The sequence below is a fragment of the Pseudoalteromonas piscicida genome, from assembly GCF_000238315.3.
Classification (GTDB): Bacteria; Pseudomonadota; Gammaproteobacteria; order Enterobacterales; family Alteromonadaceae; genus Pseudoalteromonas; species Pseudoalteromonas piscicida.
In genome coordinates this window covers 1,764,116-1,781,744 of record NZ_CP011924.1, presented here as the reverse complement: position 1 = coordinate 1,781,744, position 17,629 = coordinate 1,764,116, and the positions used below count along the sequence as shown (strand labels likewise).

The window sequence follows — 17,629 nt, the reverse complement described above, 5'->3', positions numbered from 1 at the left end:
CGGAGATATTGGCACCCTCGTACAAAGATACTATGTACTTACCTATCGTTAGATAGTTCATATCTAAATTGGAAAGAGGACAACCAGCTCTTTCATCAGCAGTTAAAAGCTTGCTGACTTAGTTGGTTAAATATTTATCAACATACACTTTTTAGACTAATCTTTAATAATAGTATTGGGGATCTCAGTATGCTCATCTTTGAAGTTAGAGTCGCGGGAAGTTAGATAATTAACCCGAGGCTTGAGTAACGAATGAGTTAACTCATTGTTTTTAAAAATATATTAAATTATTTCCTTTTCTAACCAGGGAGTTTTTGAGATGGCAAGGCGAGGTTACGCACCAATAGCTGGCTATTGGAAGTGAATTTAACGCAAGTCTAATGTTGATCACTCTGAGCACTACGAATTAAGGATGTTAGAAGGATTATGCCAGATTACAAAAAAGTGAGCATTTTAGTTGTTGATGATGACCTCGTAAGCCGAGAGTTAATTGTCGAATGCTTAAAAATATATGAATTTGAGCAGATTGTCGCTGGAGACAGTGTTGCTATGGCGTATGACTGTCTGGCAAAAAATCGTTTTGATATTGTTCTGATGGATATTGGTCTACCCGATGGGTCAGGGGTTGAAGTACTTACTTCTATAAGAGCAAAACACTCTGCTATTTCACTGCCTGTTGTCATGATTAGCGGTGATGATGAGACTAACAATGTTGTGAAATGTTTAGAATTAGGAGCTAACGACTTTGTAGCTAAACCTATAAACATTCAGGTATTAATGGCTCGTATTGGTACCATTTTGACTATTAAGAGACTAAAGCAGGATGTTGATGTTGCAAATGAACGCTTCGCACTTGCTGCAAAAGGAGCACATGATGCTCTGTGGGACTGGTTTATTACCACAGATGAGATTTACCTTTCCGCTAGATGGAAACAGATATTAGGGCTAGAAGAGGGCGAAGTAGAGCCCGATTTTTCCACATTTGTAACGCGCTTACATGACGATGACATGCTTGGTTTTAAACGAGCCTTGCGTGCACATTTGTCTGGAGTGACAGACTACTTTGAATATGAATGTCGAATGCAAAATAAAAGTGGCGCATTTAGGTGGTTGTTGATGCGCGGTTCCGCTTTACGTTTTGATAATGGTAAGCCCTATCGGATGGCCGGTTCAATAAGTGATATTACTGAACGCAAGGTACTGGATCCACTGACTCAAACTCTAAATACTTCGGCTTTTCTCGATAAGCTTGATATGTACATTCAAGCACGGAAAAGTAAGCAGCTTACTAGCTTTGCTGTGGTGCTGATTTCTATCGATCGCTATAAATTGATCAGTGACAGTTATGGTCACCACTTTTGCGATCACATGGCCGTTGAAGTTACAAATAGAGTTACGAGTGTACTACAGCCTCAAAGCACTTTAGCCAGAGTAGCAAACGATAAACTAGCGTTTGTTATAGAAAACCCCGCTCCTATAAACGAGGTGTTGCTATGGCTGAATGAGGAAGTATTGGAAACGATGATGGTGCCTTTATTAGCAGGTGAAAAAAAGCTTCATATTAGCTTTTCTGCGTCGTTAGTTTTTGATACGCATTTATATCGATACTCACATGATATTTTGCGTGATGCTGAAATTGCATTAGCGGGTCTAATTCAACAAGATGGTGATAGAGTCCGAGTCTTCAAACCTACGCAACAGGTATCTTTAAAAGACAGAGTAGAGCTAGAGGAAGCGATTCATCATGCCATCGAGCACGATGAATTTGAGCTCTATTATCAGCCTAAAATTGATGCCCATGGAACAATTCAAGGAGCAGAAGCTCTAGTAAGGTGGAGAAATCAAAATAACCAATTTATTTCGCCCGCTGATTTTATTCCGATCGCTGAGCAGTCAGGCCTAATCATTGGTCTAGGTAAGTTACTTTTTCGGCAATTATGTTGTTTCTTGGCTAAATGTAATGACGCCGGCTTAACGATCCAAATTGCATTTAATCTCTCTGGGAAACAGTTTTTGGACCCGCGATTATGTGACTTTATGTTTAGTACTATGGATGAATGGAATATTTCGTCGCAGCACATTGAGTTAGAAATAACCGAATCAACAATACTACATGATGTTGAAAGTGCTGTGCTCATTTTAAAAGAGTTTCAAGACCGGGGTATTACCATCTCAATAGATGACTTTGGCACCGGCTATTCTTCACTGGCGTATTTAAAAAGGCTACCTATTGAAAAGCTGAAGATCGACAAATCCTTCGTCGATGATTTACCACACAGTAAAGACGATGTGGCAATCGCCACCGCCATCATCAATATGGCACATGCGTTGAATTTGAAGGTGGTTGCAGAAGGGGTCGAGAATAGCGATCAATTTACTTTTTTGACTCAGCTTGGTGTTGAGATGTATCAGGGCTTTTTGTTTTATAAGCCAATGCCTGAGGCTGCATTCCTATCCGTATTGGATGAACAAAGCAAAGGGAACATCGATGAAGCTGGCACATAAACTTACCGTTACATTTTCTTCAATTTTATTGATAGTGGTATTTTCTTCGATTTTTATCTATCAAAAAACGGTAGATGTAAAAACGATGCGAGAGTACCTTTCTGATCATGTGCTACCAATGGTCAGATCGTTAGGTGTAATAGAAACTGAATTACAAACTTCTCTCGCGTTGCTACGTGGTTATATGCTGTTGGGGAATATAGAGACTGAAAGCAAGTATTTTATCGCAAAAAGAGCTAAGTCTTGGCGAATTATTGATAGGCAAACGACACGCTTATCTGAAATGAAGTTAAGTGGTCGTATAGCTATTTCACTCGACGAATTGAATGCACAGCTGAAGCAGTTTAGGGAGATCCAATACGATATCGAGAATATCGCCTGGAGTCGTGAAAATACGGTCTCGAAAGACTTATTTACAAATAGTTTTAAACCCTCTTCTCAAAGCTTACAAGAAAGTCTGTCAACGTTAATTAACACGAATCAAGTGCCGCAACAGGCTTCTATTCAACTCGCCAACCTTCGCTATATTACGACGTTAATTGAAGCTCAACTTGGCTATTATCTTTCAGGTGATTTTGATGGTGGCGAGTCAGAGCTTTACAGCAAGCTGGGTGAGTTTAGCAGTGTTATTGACAGTATAGATACTAGCTATCAATCAACGATGGGCAGTTCCGCATCGTGGTTGAATATTCTACGCAACAAAGAGATATATGTGGATAGTGCAAAAAACATTGTGGCGGAAAGGAATAAAAAAAACTGGAACAAAGCGCAATTTATTTTAACGAATCGCGCAATCCCTTTAGTAAATGATATTAATCTAACGGTCGATGAACTCGACCAGATGATGTCTATTCAAGAAGAAGAGCATGTGACAGCTTTATTTGATGCTGAAAATGCCATCCTCAATATTATTTGGGTAACCACCTTGGTTGCAATACTTCTGTCTCTTTTTGTTGCACTGGGGTTCTCACGTTTTCTCACCCGCTCTATTGGTGCAATTCAACATAAATCAGAAGAGCTTGCTCAGGGGTTCCTTGATGGTGAACGACTTACTCTATCAAGCAATGACGAATTACATGAATTGTCCACAGCCGTAAATACAGTATCTGATAATCTCAAAGCTATTTTAGCTAAAGCACAACTGATGGCTCAAGGAGAGCTGGATGTGGAGTTTTCGCAAAGAAGCGAGCGAGATTTAATCGCTCGAACTTTGTCGGATATGCGTTTGAGTTTTAAGCAAGTTGAGCAGCAGGCAAACCAGATAGCCAAGCATAATTATAATATTGATATACAGCAGCGAGGACCCAAAGATCGACTCTCATCGGCGTTGCGCGACATGCTTGAATCATTGCAACGGAGCGAGATGGAGAATAGGGCCCAGAGCTGGATTAAAAATGGCTTAAATCAGCTAAATGTTGAGTTGCGTAGCATCGACAAAACGGCTCTGTTGGCTGAAGCTTCAATACATTATCTTGCGAGCTATACAAAAGCATGTGTTGGCGGCATATATCTCGTTGAACAGGATAAGTGCCAGTTGCAAGCTAGCTATGCTTTTGACAATAGGAAGCAGTCGACACATACATTTGAGGTTGGCGAAGGGTTAGTTGGGCAAGTCATGAAAGAAAAGAAAATAGTGACCTTTAGCCCTGTACCTGAAGGCTATATTGAGGTCAGTTCTGGCTTAGGTAAAGCTCAGCCAACGGAAATCATTTTTTTGCCATTGTTAATTGAAGAAGATCTAAAAGGTATTATTGAGATTGCATATAGCGAAAAGCAAGATGAGGTCATCCAAGAGTTTCTCGCTCAATCGAGTGAGTCTATTGCTGTTATGCTGAATATTTTGCAAGCGCGGCAAAAGGTGGATGAGCTACTCGAAAAAACGCAAAAGCAGAGCTGTTTATTGGAAGAGCAAACGCAAACACTCCAATCGACTCAAGCGGACTTAGAACGAAAGCAAGACAAATTAGAGCAAAGTAATGTTGATTTAGAGCAGAAAACCGTTGAATTAGAACAGAAAAAGGAAGAGTTAGAGCAGCGAAATCTCAAACTTAACACCTTGAAAGCTGAGCTCGAAGCAAGGGCCGATGAGCTTCAACTTGCGAGCAAATATAAAAGCGAGTTTCTAGCGAATATGTCGCATGAGTTACGTACACCACTTAACAGTTTGTTGTTATTGGCAAAAGGACTTATGAACAATGAGAGTGGGCAGCTAACAGACGAAGATGTCGAATCCGCAACCATTATTCACCAAAGCGGTAATGACTTACTCAGTTTGATCAATGAAATCTTAGATTTATCAAAAATAGAAGCTGGTAAGTTAGAGATCATTAAAGAAGAATTTTCAGTTAACTTACTGCTTGAAAACATGAAAAGAATGTTTACTCCAGTGGCAAATGGGAAAAATATTCACTTCGAAATTAATGATCATTGCCAAGGAGTGCTTATCAACTCTGATAGAAAGCGTGTAGAGCAAGTTTTGAAAAACTTGTTGAGTAATGCAATTAAGTTTACTAGTGAAGGAAAAGTCACTCTTAGTACCGAGCAAATAACCTTGGAGGATATGGGCGATGCGCTTGAGTTTATAGTAAGAGATACTGGTATAGGGATTAGCACGTCTAAATTGTCATTAATATTTGAGGCTTTTCAGCAAGAAGATGGCTCTACTAGTCGAAAATTTGGTGGTACTGGTCTGGGGCTGACAATTTCAAGACAGTTAACCGAGTTGCTAGGGGGACTGATATCTGTTGACAGTGAAGTGGGTAAAGGTAGCACTTTCAAGCTGACATTACCATTAAATGGGAGGGCCAGTAATGTTGATATTCGCTCGTCAAAGCAAACGCACTTATCTGTGCCAGACAATCTAGGAGATATCTCCCGTAAGATAGTCGAAAAATCGACTTCAATGCTAGTTGGTGAGCAAGCTGGTTCTGTCCTAGAGAGTAATGAAGGAATGACTAAAACAGAGCAAGCTGTTGAAGTGCCTTCTAAAGCAGAGAAAGTAATACTTGTAATTGAGGATAATGTTCAGTTAGCGAAAATAATTGCACAGATGGTAGCTAAACATGGCTTTAACTCAGCTCTAGCACACAGTGCGGCGGATGGCTTCAAGTTGGCTGTGTCTATGTTACCCGATGGTATTTTACTGGATGTTGGTCTGCCTGACGAAGATGGCGTGCGTCTGCTACAAAGATTAAAGCGTCACCCCGAAACGATGAGAATACCGGTTGAAATCATCACCGGGCTTGAAATAAATGTTGAAAATGTACTTCAGCTTGGTGCTTTAGGGATAACGAATAAACCATTGAAAGACGACGATATTGAGCGGCTTGCTAATCAGATCTCTGTTGAAAATCAACAGCATGTTATGCAGCTTTTAATGATTGCGTCATTGGTTGAACTGAAACGGTTGCAAACGGTGTTTGAACAGCAAAACGTCGCGCTTGAATCTTGTCATGATATTACCACTGCTTGTAAGTTATTCAAGGAGATTAAGCCCCACCTAATTTTAATCGACGCAACCTGCATTCGGTCTGAGCAACTGATGAAATTGTTCGATGCCATATTAGAATACGATATCCCACCGAAAGTTTTGTTATACAACGCGCAATCGCCTGAAGTCCTGAGCCAACAACTCAAGGCGTATCAGGGACATTTTGTGGTATCCGAAGATGCGCAAGAAGCCCATTTAATTCAATTAACAACATTATTTATGCATCGCTTAGAATCTGAGTTGCCAGAGATGCAAAGGGAGCTGCTGTATCAATATCAACATAATGCTAATAGCTTAAAGGGTAAAAAAGTGTTGCTAGTTGATGACGATATGCGCAATACCTTTGCTTTAGCTAAGGTGTTAAACAAAGAGGGAATTGAAGTAAGCAAGGCATGCAATGGCGCAGAAGCGCTAGAGTTAATGACAGAACAAGAGTTTGACTTGGTGATGATGGATATCATGATGCCCGTGATGGATGGTTATGAAGCTATTGCAAAGATACGGGAAAACGATAAATGGCAAACAGTACCTATAATAGCCGTTACTGCAAAAGCGATGGCAACTGAGCGAGTTAAATGTATTGATGTGGGTGCGAATGACTTTATCTCAAAGCCGGTTGATAGCAAACGCTTAATGTCAGTGTTACATGTTTGGTTGCGATAGAGAGTAAATAGAGTAATGCAAAGTGATGCGTTTTCAATAGGTCTTGTAGTACGAGCGTTGGAATACAAGAATGGTTATGTACTTGAACGTTACTCCGATGACTTTTTACAACAGCGAATTATTAAAGCTGGAAACGAGTTAGGCGTGTCGCATATCACAGAGTTGATTCCAAAAATCTTATCTGGTGAAAAGGAGTGTAGTGATGTGCTCGCCGAAGTAACGATCAACGTTACTAGTATGTTTCGGGCACCACATGTATTCAAATATCTTCGGGCTTTACTCTCTCAAAACTGGGATAGCAATAAACAATATAAGATTGCGCATATTGGTTGTTCAACAGGTGAAGAAGTTCTTAGTGCAAATATTATGTTGCTTGAACTGGGTATGTTGGGGAAAACACGCAGCTTTGCCTATGACATAAGCCCGAGGGCGATTAGTGTTGCAAAGAAGTCGATATACAAAATTTCAGATTTTAAAGAATTCACGTGCAATTATTTTAGCGCTGGTGGAAAACAGGAATTTCGCAATTACTTTGAGTATCAATCTGGTGTGGTTCATTTTAATCCCGCCCTAACAGAACATACTATTTTTTCTGTTTGTGATGTGACGAAAGCCTTACCGGAGGGCGAGTTTGATTTAGTATTTTGCCGTAACATGCTTATTTATTACACTCAACACGCGCAGGATGAAGTGCTGTTAACAATTTCAAAAGCGATGAAAAAAGACGCATATTTGGTTGTCGGAGAGTCGGAGTCGTTACTTAATTCACGGCAATTTAAGGAGTTATCGAGTGGAAATTCGGTGTACAAACGAAATTGAGGATGTATGTCAAGTCATTGGTATCGGTGGCTCAGCCGGTGCGACGTCTGATTTTATTTCTATCTGTCGCTTACTCAATGGAGAAATAATACCGCCGCTGGTTTTAGTACTACACTCTAGTGAAATCGGTGGGCTTGCGCTGCAACAGACGTTATCTAACTTGATCCGTTACCCTGTCTCTATTGCAATAGATGGTGCGCCCTTAGAAAAGAACCACATATACATCGCCCCCTCACGCCTACATATCAGCATTTCAACGGATCACTGTATTCGATTAGATGTTGGTGAACTTATCCACGGTTGTCGCCCCGCCATTGACAATCTGTTTTTAAGTATTGCCAATGTTTACCAACATCGAGCAATTGGGATTTTACTCTCTGGTGCCAATGAAGATGGTGTACAGGGTATGTTAGGGCTGAGCCAGGTCAACGCCTTAACAACTATACTTGCACCTGAACTTTGTGAGTTTCCGCAGATGGTAAGTGCGGCAAAAAGTACGACAAAAATCGATCTTGAACTTAGCCACTATTCGATAGCACAACTTATTGCAGGAGCAAGTCATGGATACTAATTTACCAAAAATACTTCTCGTTGATGATCGCAAAGAAAACATTATTGTGCTGCAAAAGTTATTGAAAAATGTGGCTGCAGAACGCATTGAAGCGGCTAGCGGTAATGAAGCATTGAAAAAGTTAGTAAAGCACCCTGATATCTTCTTAGTCTTGTTAGATGTAAACATGCCAGATATGTCTGGATTCGAAGTGGCCAGCTTAATGAGGGATGACCCAGCCTTAGTTGCCACACCGATCATCTTCATCACAGCAGGTGAGCAATCAAGAGAAGACCTAATTGAGGCATATCAACTAGGTGCAGTCGATTTCATTCACAAACCACTTAACGAAGATATTCTACTTGCTAAGGTGAATGTGTTTGTTGAGCTAAAGCGAAAGGAGATTGAGTTACAACACACAATGGCTCAATCAGAATATTGGCGCTGCTTCAATGAAACAGTATTGAATTCAGTGCCTAGCGCTATTTTTATCTCCAATGGTTTACCGGATTTGAAAGCGGTTAATAAGCCCGCTTTGGACTGTAGTCTAAAAAATGAGTTGAGCGACTATTTAGCTAGCCAAGATACATTAGTCAGTAAATTAAAAGAAAAGAACAATAATAGACTCGTTAAAACCTTATGGTGCCCCCAAGAAGGGACATCACTGCGTACTTTTACTATCACTTTAGAGCAGTTTCAACACAATGAACAACAACAAATTTTAGTGGTGTTAGACGATATCACCGAAGAAGAGCGCGCGCGTCGCGCTGCTGAGGAAGCGGATCAGGCTAAGTCTACATTTCTTGCGAATATTAGCCATGAGATACGAACACCGCTGAATGGTATTTTAGGTATGACGAGCCTACTTGCAAGAGAGTCCCTTTCCAAAAAGCAAGCTGACTTTTTGCAAACGATCCACAATAGTGGTGAGCATTTACTGTCTTTGATTAACGATGTTTTGGATTTTTCAAAAATTGAGTCAGGGAAGATGGAATTTGAGAATATTTCTTTTGATTTGAATGAACTAGTTGAAAATTGTGTCATGTTATATGCAAATAAAGCCCAAGAAAAAGGCCTTGAAATTGTCTATAACATTGAAGCTAATGCGCAAGTTACATGTATTGCTGACAAAACTCGCATTACTCAAATTCTCTGTAACTTGATTAGCAATGGAATTAAGTTTACCAAAGAGGGATATGTAAAAATACATGTCTCTAAAACAGGTGTTGAGCTACCTCATACCGTGCTTAGATTTTCGGTAAAAGATACTGGAATTGGTATTCCTAAAAGTGGCGAGCATAAATTGTTTGATGTGTTCACCCAAGTTGAAAGTGCCACCACAAGAAAATATGGAGGGACAGGACTGGGGCTGGCAATTTGCAAGAGTATCGTAGAAGCTTTAGGTGGAGAAATTGGTTGGAACAGCCGCCAAGGCAAGGGGTCAGAGTTCTTTTTCACGTTACCTGTTAGAGTTAATCCAACAACAAGCAGTCCTTATACTCAAGGTGAACTTCCTGCTTTAAGAGGGAAAACCGTTGTAGCGGTAGATGATTTGTCAGTAAACCTTGAAGTGATTAAGCACAATCTTGAATTATGGGGAATGAAAGTTTCTACCTTTCAGGACCCTCGAGATATAGAAGCGATAGTGTCAGACGCGCAATCAGCAGACTTGGTGATTCTTGATTACCAAATGCCGGAAGTAAATGGTATTGAGCTTGCTGCGCAATTAAAAGAAAAGCTCATATATGGGCCACCAATGATGCTATTTTCGTCATCGACAACACTATCTAATAACGCGCGGAACCTTTTTGAGCATATAGCATATAAGCCTTTTAGGTTATCGGCATTTTATGATGCCTTGATGAGCACATTGTTTGCAGGTTATCGCCATGAATCCAATAGTGGAAGTACCCAAGCGATTGAGCAATTACCTTATTTAGCAGAAAACTATCCACTAAAGATCCTCGTAGCAGAAGACAATCTCGTTAATATTGAACTTATGAAGCACTATCTTGGAGCATGTGGCTACAAAGCGGACTTTGCTGAAAATGGACAAATTGCTTTAGATAAGCTTTGCGAGAAGCAATATGATCTCATATTAATGGATATGAGAATGCCAGTACTTGATGGATTGCAAACCACGCGCGAAGTGTTCCGTATTTATGGCGATCAAGCTCCCCAAATAGTGGCTCTGACAGCCAATGCAACCGTTGCAGATAAAAAGCAATGCTTAGCAACAGGTATGGTTGATTTCTTGACTAAGCCGGTTGTAGAAGCTGATTTGGTCTCTTGTCTGCAGAAATGCTCGAAAAAACTACGGTCTGAACAAGTTAGCACACCACCAATTGAGAGTAGTGAGTGTGAAGCAACACCTAAGATGACTAGAGAACCAGACTCAGAGTTATTGGACATTGATAGACTAAACTCTTTACCTTTAGCACTTCTGTGTAACTTATCTAAAAGTTTTGAGCGCAGCATTGATGAAGAAATTTCTAATTTAAGGTCTTGTCTCACCTCTGGTGATGTCGGTGAGTTGGCTAAGCTTTTTCACAAAGTTAAGGGAGCTGCGATGAACCTAGGGTGCTCAAAGCTTGGTCAGCTTAGTTCTAAATTACAAAGAGAGTGTGAAAGCAACAAACAGCTACCAACTCCAGATGTAATCACTGATTTTGAGGCCTTATGTACAACTAGTTTAATTGAGCTGAAATGTTACCTTGAATACAAAGGAGCATAAAAACGCGGTATTGCCGCCATTTTTAACAGAAAGCCTCCTGCAGTGGTGCGGAGGCTTTTTATTTGCGCTGCTAAGGCGTTAATGTTGTCTTAAACTCAGGCGCTTTGCGTGCATTAGTCAACTGCTCGAAAGCATAGGTAAGCTTGATTAATTTCGCTTCGCTATAAGCCTCAGCGAAGAAAGAAATACCCAGCGGTAGCTCATGATGAAAACCCATCGGTACTGTAATGCTTGGATATCCTGCAATCGCGGCAGGAGATGACGAGGAGGCGGAGAAATTATCACCGTTAATGATATCGATACTCCAAGCTGGGGTATTCGTTGGTGCGATAAATGCGTCAAGGGGATGTTCTTGTATTATTTTATCAATGCCTTGTTGGCGGGCAAATTTTTTAACCAAAGCTTGGGCTTCTTGATATCGGTGTTCTGTGATATCGCCTTTCTTTGCAGCTTCCTCTATCAAATATTGGTCAAAGTACTTAATGGTGGAAGGGTGTTGCTGGTTGAATTGGATGAGCTGGTTTAAGTTTTTTACTTTTACCTGCTCTGGTGTCGTGGCAAGGTAAGCATTGAGATCATGCTTGAAGTCATAGAGCAAAATATCCAATTCGGCGGAGCCTAACGCTTCCAGCTCAGGTAAGTCTAACCCTTCAATTATTTCTGCGCCATTTGCTTTCATGGTCGCAACGGCTTTTGCAAATACCGCTTGAACTGCAGGTGGAAACTGACCTACATGGCTGGTGATAGCAATTCGTTTGCCTTTGAAACTGGCGGTATTTAAGCCTTGAGTAAAGTCAATAGGCTGTTTTGCATCGGTAACGATAGCATTGAGTAACAAAGCGGCGCCCATCACCGATTTTGCCATAGGGCCAGCGCTATCTTGGCTATGACTGATAGGAATAATGCCTTCGCCAGAAACCAAACCGACAGTCGGTTTAATACCTACAACACCATTATGTGCTGAAGGACAAACAATAGAGCCGTCAGTTTCCGTACCAATGGCGAGCAGTGCAAGACCTGCGGAGACGGCAACGGCAGAGCCTGAACTTGAGCCACATGGTGTTCTATCTAACACATAAGGGTTTTTAGTTTGACCACCGAGCGTGCTGTAGCCGCTCGAGCTGAAACTTGATTTAAAGTTTGCCCATTCACTTAAATTGGCTTTGCCAAGGATGATAGCGCCGGCTTGTTCTAACTGGATGATAAGCGGTGCAGCTTGGGTTTTGACATTGTGTTGCAGGGCGAGCGCGCCTGCGGTTGTTGCCATTGGCGCTCTGGTGTCGATATTATCTTTAACAATAATTGGTAGGCCATGAAGTGGCCCTCGATACTTTCCCGCGAGTAGTTCGTCGTCAAGCTTTTTAGCGTCTTGTAAAGCATTGGGATTGAGCGTGATCACGGCATTGAGCATAGGACCACTATCGTCAAGTTGTGCAATTCTTTTTAAGTAAAACTCAGTGAGTTGCGTTGCCGATAAAGTTTGATTTTGTATTTTGGTTTGCACTTCGAGCGTGGTAAGGTCCGCAAGCGATTGACTATAAGCTGGCAACGCAAGCGCGAGACAAGTGGTTAAAGCGAGTAGGGATTTTTTCATGACGTATTTTACCAATCCGCAGTAGTATTATTGTTATTTATTTGTCCTTTATTTAGTCACGAGCCCTGTAAAAGGTCAAGCGAGAAGCCTGAACAAAGGCGTCTTTAAAACTTGTATTTTTGCTGCTAGCCACACACACTTAACTTCACGAGATAACAAAAAATATAACCATGATAAAAGCACCATTAGATATAGACGTAGATATTCCGTGGCTTGATCAAAAGCTATTTTCATTAGGTAAATTTTCATTAGAGGTGGGAGAGGCACTCTCATTTATCGCTGTGATCGTTGCGACTTTGGTGATCTCTAAGATCCTGCGACTAGCATTTAATCGTCTCGCTTCAAGGCAAGGGGTGATCCAGCATACTTCCGCCTATGTGATAGGCAGGATCATTCACTACATCGTGTTATTTATCGGTCTTATTATTGCGCTGACGGCCTTAGGAATAGAGATCACTGAATTAGCGCTTGTTGCCAGTGCACTCGGCGTTGGGATTGGTTTGGGGCTACAAGGTCTGGTGAATAACTTTGTCTCTGGTCTGGTGTTACTGCTAGAGAAAACCGTCAAAGTTGGGGACTTTGTTGAGCTGACCAATGGGGTGGTTGGGGAGGTGATAGCCATTCACATGCGCTCAACTTGGATCCGTACAAATGACAACGTCGACCTGCTTATTCCTAACTCGGAAATGGTGTCAAATACAATTACCAACTGGACAATGTCGGATAAATATCGTCGTTTCCGTATTCCTTTTTCGGTGGCCTATGGCAGCGACAAAGAGAAGGTGAAGCGTGCCGCATTGGAAGCGGCCAAAAATGTTCAATATACCTTGAATACGCCGGGGCGAGAAGCAACGGTATGGATGACAGGGTTTGGTGATAGTAGCTTGAATTTCACGTTGGGAGTTTGGGTGCAACCTGAGCAGGTAAAGCGGCCAACGGCACTGGTCTCTGATTACCTTTGGGCTATCGATGATACCTTTCGAAAATATCAAATCGAGATCCCGTTTCCACAGCGCGATCTTCATTTACGCAGTGGCTTTTCTATGGAAAAGCCTGATGAAAACTGAGGGTAGAATAACGGCTAGGGTGCTAGCCGTTATTGAGTTTACTCACTGAATGATTTTAACCACTCGTTGCGGAAATGGAATTTCGATTTCCGCATTTTTAATCGCGGCAAACACCGCTTTATTCACTTCTAATTTAGTTTCGATAAGTGAAGTCGTAGGCACCCAGTAGCGGTAGCTCAATATCACTGCACTGTCGGCAAATTCCTCAATCCCCACCTGAGGCTTAGGGTTTTGACTGACCTTTACATTATCAGCGAGTACCTGATTGATAAGTGTTAATGCGCCTTGATAATCAGCATCATAGGCTATCCCTATTTCACCTTTAACCAGAGAGTTTGCAAACGAGTTATGGAGAATTTCTCCCACCACATGTTTATTTGGGATAGTGATCTCTACTTTGTCTTCGTTGATGAGCGTGGTATGTCCAAGCTCAATCATTTTAACTTGGCCGTTAACGCCTTTGATGCTGATGGTATCGCCAATCACAAATGGGCGGGTAGCAATGATGGCAAGACCAGCGCCATAGTTTGCTAGCATACCTTGTAGTGCAAGACCTGCACCTAAAGACGCGGCACCGATGGCGGCAACAAAAGGTGTGATACTGATGCCAACCTTGCCAAGAGAAATAATCACAAACATGGCGATGATAAGGACTTTTATCACATTGCCAATAAAGTTGGTTAAAGCAGGATCGATATTGTGTTTTAGCATCAAGTTTTCAGTCGCTTTAGACAGCTTTCTTGATAACCACAAACCGAGAAGGAAGATGAATATCGCAGCGAGCAATTGGAAACTGTACGTCACCAGATACTCTCGAATAATGTTGTAATAGTGTTCTATTTGCTCGATTTCTTGATTGATCACAGTCGTATCCCGAGTTATTAAATTAGAGTAGCCAACCAATGATAAAACAAAGGCACCCAAAGTGCAGTTATCATGGCGGTAATTGTCATCGCCGCCGAAGCAAAAGCGCCAGCCATGGGATGATGCTCTATCGCTGCGGCTGTGCCTATTGCATGGCAAGCAACACCAAGCGCAGTGCCTTTCGCTTGCATATGGTCAACTTTACACCAGTGCAAAATATGTAGTCCAAACACGCCACCAAATACACCAATTAGTATCACCATAATCGCTGCAATAGCGGGGATCCCCCCGAGATAATCACTAATGAGTAGGGTGATTGGTGTTGTAACCGACAGAGCTGCCATTGAAGCTGAGAGCTGCGGATCGGCTGCAAAAAATTGACAGATAAGAAAAGCGCTTAACGTAGACAGTGAAACACCCAACCAACTGGTTAAGCACAATGCAAAAAATACCGGTTTAATTTGGTGAAATTGTTTATACAAAGGGTAAGCGAGTGCAACGACCGCTGGTTCTAACAAGTAATGAATTGGTAGCGTTGCTTGTTGATATATCTTGTAGTCGAACTTCGTGAATAGTAGAAATGCCGAAATGGCCAAAATGCAGATCAGCACAGGGTTTAATACCGGTAAGGAGATACGCTGATATAGTTTGCGTGCACTAAAAAATAACAGCACAGTGAGCGCTGACGCCATAATCATATTAATCACGAAACTTTATGCTCTTAACGATAGGGCTTAACAATACAAGACTTATTGTTGGAACACCAACTAGCAATAACAGCAGCATAAGCCAGTGGGATTGAAACAAACTGAGATGCTCTACCAAGCCCACTCCGGCGGGAATAAAAAACAGCGCCATATATTTTAAGATGGGTTCTGCTGCGGGGGCTAACCATTCTACTTTAATGATTTTTGTGGCAAGGAGTATTACGAGAAACACCATGCCAAGTAGGGCGGCTGGGATCTGTAAAGCACTAAGCTGAATTATCCATTTAGCGCTAAAGAGACACGCCAAAATGATGGCAAAGCCTAGTGCAAATCGTAATATCAACTTCGCTCTGTGTACCATTAAATGTAAATCCTCAGCACTGCAATGGCGCTAACATGTATGATGCCTAATTGTACGCTCTCGTATTGCGATGACCATTATACTTTGGGCAAACAAGCATTCAACCTAACGTTACCACTTCATGCGAGGCAAAAATGGCTTTTTATTCTCATCAGCTACAGAGACATTCTTCATCGCAATTTTGGTATTTTTAGCGGCGAGCAATTTAATTTGTGACCACGTTTCTATCCATAACAGTTTACGGGCGGGCTGGTTGTAGGCTCGATTATGCACTTTCTTAATTGCTGCAATGGCATCGGGCGAGCGTGCGCTAAACTGAGTGAGTAACTCTGAGAGTCTTGCGTCAACATCATCACAGAGCTCGGTAATGAGACCGTCCTTTAGTGCTTGCTGGGCATCTATTCGCTGTGCATGGATTGTCATCAGCAGTGCCTTATCCTTGTTCATTGTGGCAGGCAAAAGTAAGCTGCCACCCATGTCAGGGCAAAGTCCCCATTTGGCTTCCATAATGGCAAACTGTGCACTGCTGTCGGCTAAACGAATATCCGCGCCTAATGCAATATGACAGCCTCCACCTAAACAATTGCCTGTGATCTTGGCGATGACAGGAACAGACAAAGTTTGCCAGCCGAGTACGACTCTTTGTACTAAGTTAGCATTGCCAGGTAACCATTTTTTAAGTAGCTTGATGATCCCAGAAGGTTTATTCAGTACGCTTTTTACATCTAGACCAGCACAAAAATGTGCGCCTTCTCCTTGGATCACAACAGCTCTAATTGATTTGCTTTTTCTAATTTTCTTTATCGCATTATCTAAACCAACAAACATTTCAACAGACAGCGCGTTTTGTTTTTCTGGCCGAGATAAGGTCACAAATGCGATGTTGTTCGCTTCGGAAAATGAAATCATGATGAGATGCTCCCTGCGGGTTTTATGCGATAGTTTTAGAGTAATAACTCAAAAGCGACGTAACATTCAACTTTTACTGATAATTTGTTCGCCATTTAGCGTTATTTTCTGTTTGATTATCGCGACTATGTATTTATGTTTTACCTCATTTTGCTATCATTGCGCCAATTTTAAAACAACAGGCTAGCGTCCATGACAGCAAGACTTTGTAGCATAGAAGAAGCCACTCACCAAGCATATGATATCTTCCTTGAGTTGGCCCCTGATAATCTTGAAGAACACGATATCAATATGTTCAACGAACATCGCGAAGATCGTGGTTTCATTGAAGAAAGTGAGCCGGACGAGAGTTGGTCGAGCATAACTGCTTATGAACAAGAAGCAGAACCAGAGCACTTCGTTCAGGTTTTGGTCGGTATCGAGTTTGATGACTCAGATCAGGTGTACGCAAAGATCCTAATTAGCAGAGATTTAGATGCGCCGTTTTGTCATATCATTTGGAAGCAATAACCGGAAAGTAGTTGTCAGTGCCGTTTTTTAGAACTTTCGCTTTATTTGCAATTGGCTTGGTTTCGCTACCAAGCTTAGCTACGGATCCATTCGAAGATTTTCACGAATATGGCAAAATGCCCGATGACGAAATTCATCAAAAGCATAAGGGCGAAATGCTGTACGGTGACGTTGAATTTGGCTTTATCGTTAATAAAGGTAATACGCAAAACACGTCATTTAAGTTAAAAAGTAATCTTTACCAAGATTTCCCCAAGTGGCGTAATCAATTCAAGTTCAATGGCCTTTATCGCCGCGAGCACAATACAGAAACGGATGTTGAGGATGTCTCTGCGTCGCGCTACTTTGGCTCTGCGCAAGGTAACTACAAACTAGGGGACGATAACGCCTCGTTCTTTATGTACGGCGACTATGAGCGTGACAGGTTTAATGGCAAGGAATACACCACAACATTTGCGCTAGGTTATGGCAATCGTGTGTATGAGGGACGAAAGAACACGGTAGATATCGACATCGGTCCCGGTATGTCTATCTCTCGTGTGGATAACGAAATCGAGCTTGAGCCGGAAGAAGATAGAACCGAGCAAGGCCAGCTTTTGCGTATGGCATTGCAGTGGGAAAGAAACGTTTCAAAGCGTACCCGCTTTAATCAAGACGTCAGTTTTGAGCAATCGCTGTCAGGTTTAAACTCCCGATTGTTTGCTGAGTCTGCGCTAGTCACACAAGTGATTGGTGGTATTGCGCTGAAGTTTGCGTTTATTTACCGTTATAATTCGCAGCCAGAAAATGAAAAAGAAAAGGTAGACACCGAACTTGGTGCTACATTAGTTTACAGCTTTGATTAAGAAGACTATCG

Annotated in this window: 13 protein-coding genes; 8 read left to right on the top strand and 5 right to left on the bottom strand. The window is 41.7% G+C overall.

Annotated features, from left to right (window positions below; genetic code table 11):
• Window positions 1-426 precede the first annotated feature (426 nt).
• Genes PPIS_RS08185 through PPIS_RS08165 form a run of 5 tightly spaced genes read left to right on the top strand, consistent with a single transcriptional unit; the run spans window position 427 to window position 10,761 of the window.
• Window positions 427-2,505: a two-component system response regulator gene (locus PPIS_RS08185; protein ID WP_010371212.1), complete on the top strand. Its 2,079-nt coding sequence runs from the start codon at window positions 427-429 to the stop codon at window positions 2,503-2,505.
• Window positions 2,489-6,658 (top strand): response regulator, encoded by a 4,170-nt coding sequence (locus PPIS_RS08180; RefSeq protein WP_010371215.1) that lies wholly within the window; start codon window positions 2,489-2,491, stop codon window positions 6,656-6,658. Before PPIS_RS08185 ends, PPIS_RS08180 begins: the two co-directional genes overlap by 17 nt.
• A gap of 15 nt (window positions 6,659-6,673) precedes the next feature.
• Complete coding sequence (locus PPIS_RS08175) at window positions 6,674-7,477, top strand: CheR family methyltransferase (protein WP_010371218.1); 804 nt, start codon at window positions 6,674-6,676, stop codon at window positions 7,475-7,477.
• Window positions 7,449-8,048: a chemotaxis protein CheB gene (locus PPIS_RS08170; RefSeq protein ID WP_010371221.1), complete on the top strand. Its 600-nt coding sequence runs from the start codon at window positions 7,449-7,451 to the stop codon at window positions 8,046-8,048. Before PPIS_RS08175 ends, PPIS_RS08170 begins: the two co-directional genes overlap by 29 nt.
• Window positions 8,038-10,761 (top strand): response regulator, encoded by a 2,724-nt coding sequence (locus PPIS_RS08165; protein ID WP_010371224.1) that lies wholly within the window; start codon window positions 8,038-8,040, stop codon window positions 10,759-10,761. The genes PPIS_RS08170 and PPIS_RS08165 overlap by 11 nt, the downstream gene beginning before the upstream one ends.
• 70 nt (window positions 10,762-10,831) lie before the next feature.
• On the opposite strand, the gene PPIS_RS08160 is transcribed toward PPIS_RS08165, so the two are convergent.
• Window positions 10,832-12,355 (bottom strand): amidase, encoded by a 1,524-nt coding sequence (locus tag PPIS_RS08160; RefSeq protein WP_010371231.1) that lies wholly within the window; start codon window positions 12,353-12,355, stop codon window positions 10,832-10,834.
• Window positions 12,356-12,525: 170 nt separating this feature from the next.
• Here PPIS_RS08160 and PPIS_RS08155 point away from each other — a divergent pair, with 170 nt between their 5' ends.
• Window positions 12,526-13,422 carry a mechanosensitive ion channel family protein gene (locus tag PPIS_RS08155; protein WP_010371234.1) on the top strand — a complete coding sequence of 299 codons (897 nt, stop codon included), beginning with the start codon at window positions 12,526-12,528 and terminating at the stop codon, window positions 13,420-13,422.
• 42 nt (window positions 13,423-13,464) lie between these two features.
• On the opposite strand, the gene PPIS_RS08150 is transcribed toward PPIS_RS08155, so the two are convergent.
• The 4 genes from PPIS_RS08150 to PPIS_RS08135 form a co-directional block, all read right to left on the bottom strand.
• Entirely contained in the window at window positions 13,465-14,286 is an 822-nt protein-coding gene (locus tag PPIS_RS08150) for a mechanosensitive ion channel family protein (protein ID WP_010371237.1), read from the bottom strand.
• Window positions 14,287-14,303: 17 nt separating this feature from the next.
• Window positions 14,304-14,984: an LrgB family protein gene (locus PPIS_RS08145; RefSeq protein ID WP_248694142.1), complete on the bottom strand. Its 681-nt coding sequence runs from the start codon at window positions 14,982-14,984 to the stop codon at window positions 14,304-14,306.
• 1 nt (window position 14,985) lies between these two features.
• Entirely contained in the window at window positions 14,986-15,354 is a 369-nt protein-coding gene (locus PPIS_RS08140) for a CidA/LrgA family protein (RefSeq protein ID WP_010371242.1), read from the bottom strand.
• A gap of 111 nt (window positions 15,355-15,465) precedes the next feature.
• Window positions 15,466-16,263, bottom strand: coding sequence for a crotonase/enoyl-CoA hydratase family protein (locus tag PPIS_RS08135; RefSeq protein ID WP_010371245.1), 798 nt, complete (start codon window positions 16,261-16,263; stop codon window positions 15,466-15,468).
• 192 nt (window positions 16,264-16,455) lie between these two features.
• Between PPIS_RS08135 and PPIS_RS08130 the strand changes: the two genes are divergently transcribed.
• Both PPIS_RS08130 and PPIS_RS08125 read left to right on the top strand, forming a co-directional pair.
• The gene (locus PPIS_RS08130) at window positions 16,456-16,773 is read left to right on the top strand and encodes a DUF440 family protein (protein ID WP_010371248.1); all 318 of its coding nucleotides are present in this window, start codon (window positions 16,456-16,458) and stop codon (window positions 16,771-16,773) included.
• Window positions 16,774-16,790: 17 nt separating this feature from the next.
• Window positions 16,791-17,618, top strand: coding sequence for a DUF481 domain-containing protein (locus PPIS_RS08125; protein WP_010371252.1), 828 nt, complete (start codon window positions 16,791-16,793; stop codon window positions 17,616-17,618).
• Window positions 17,619-17,629 lie beyond the last annotated feature (11 nt).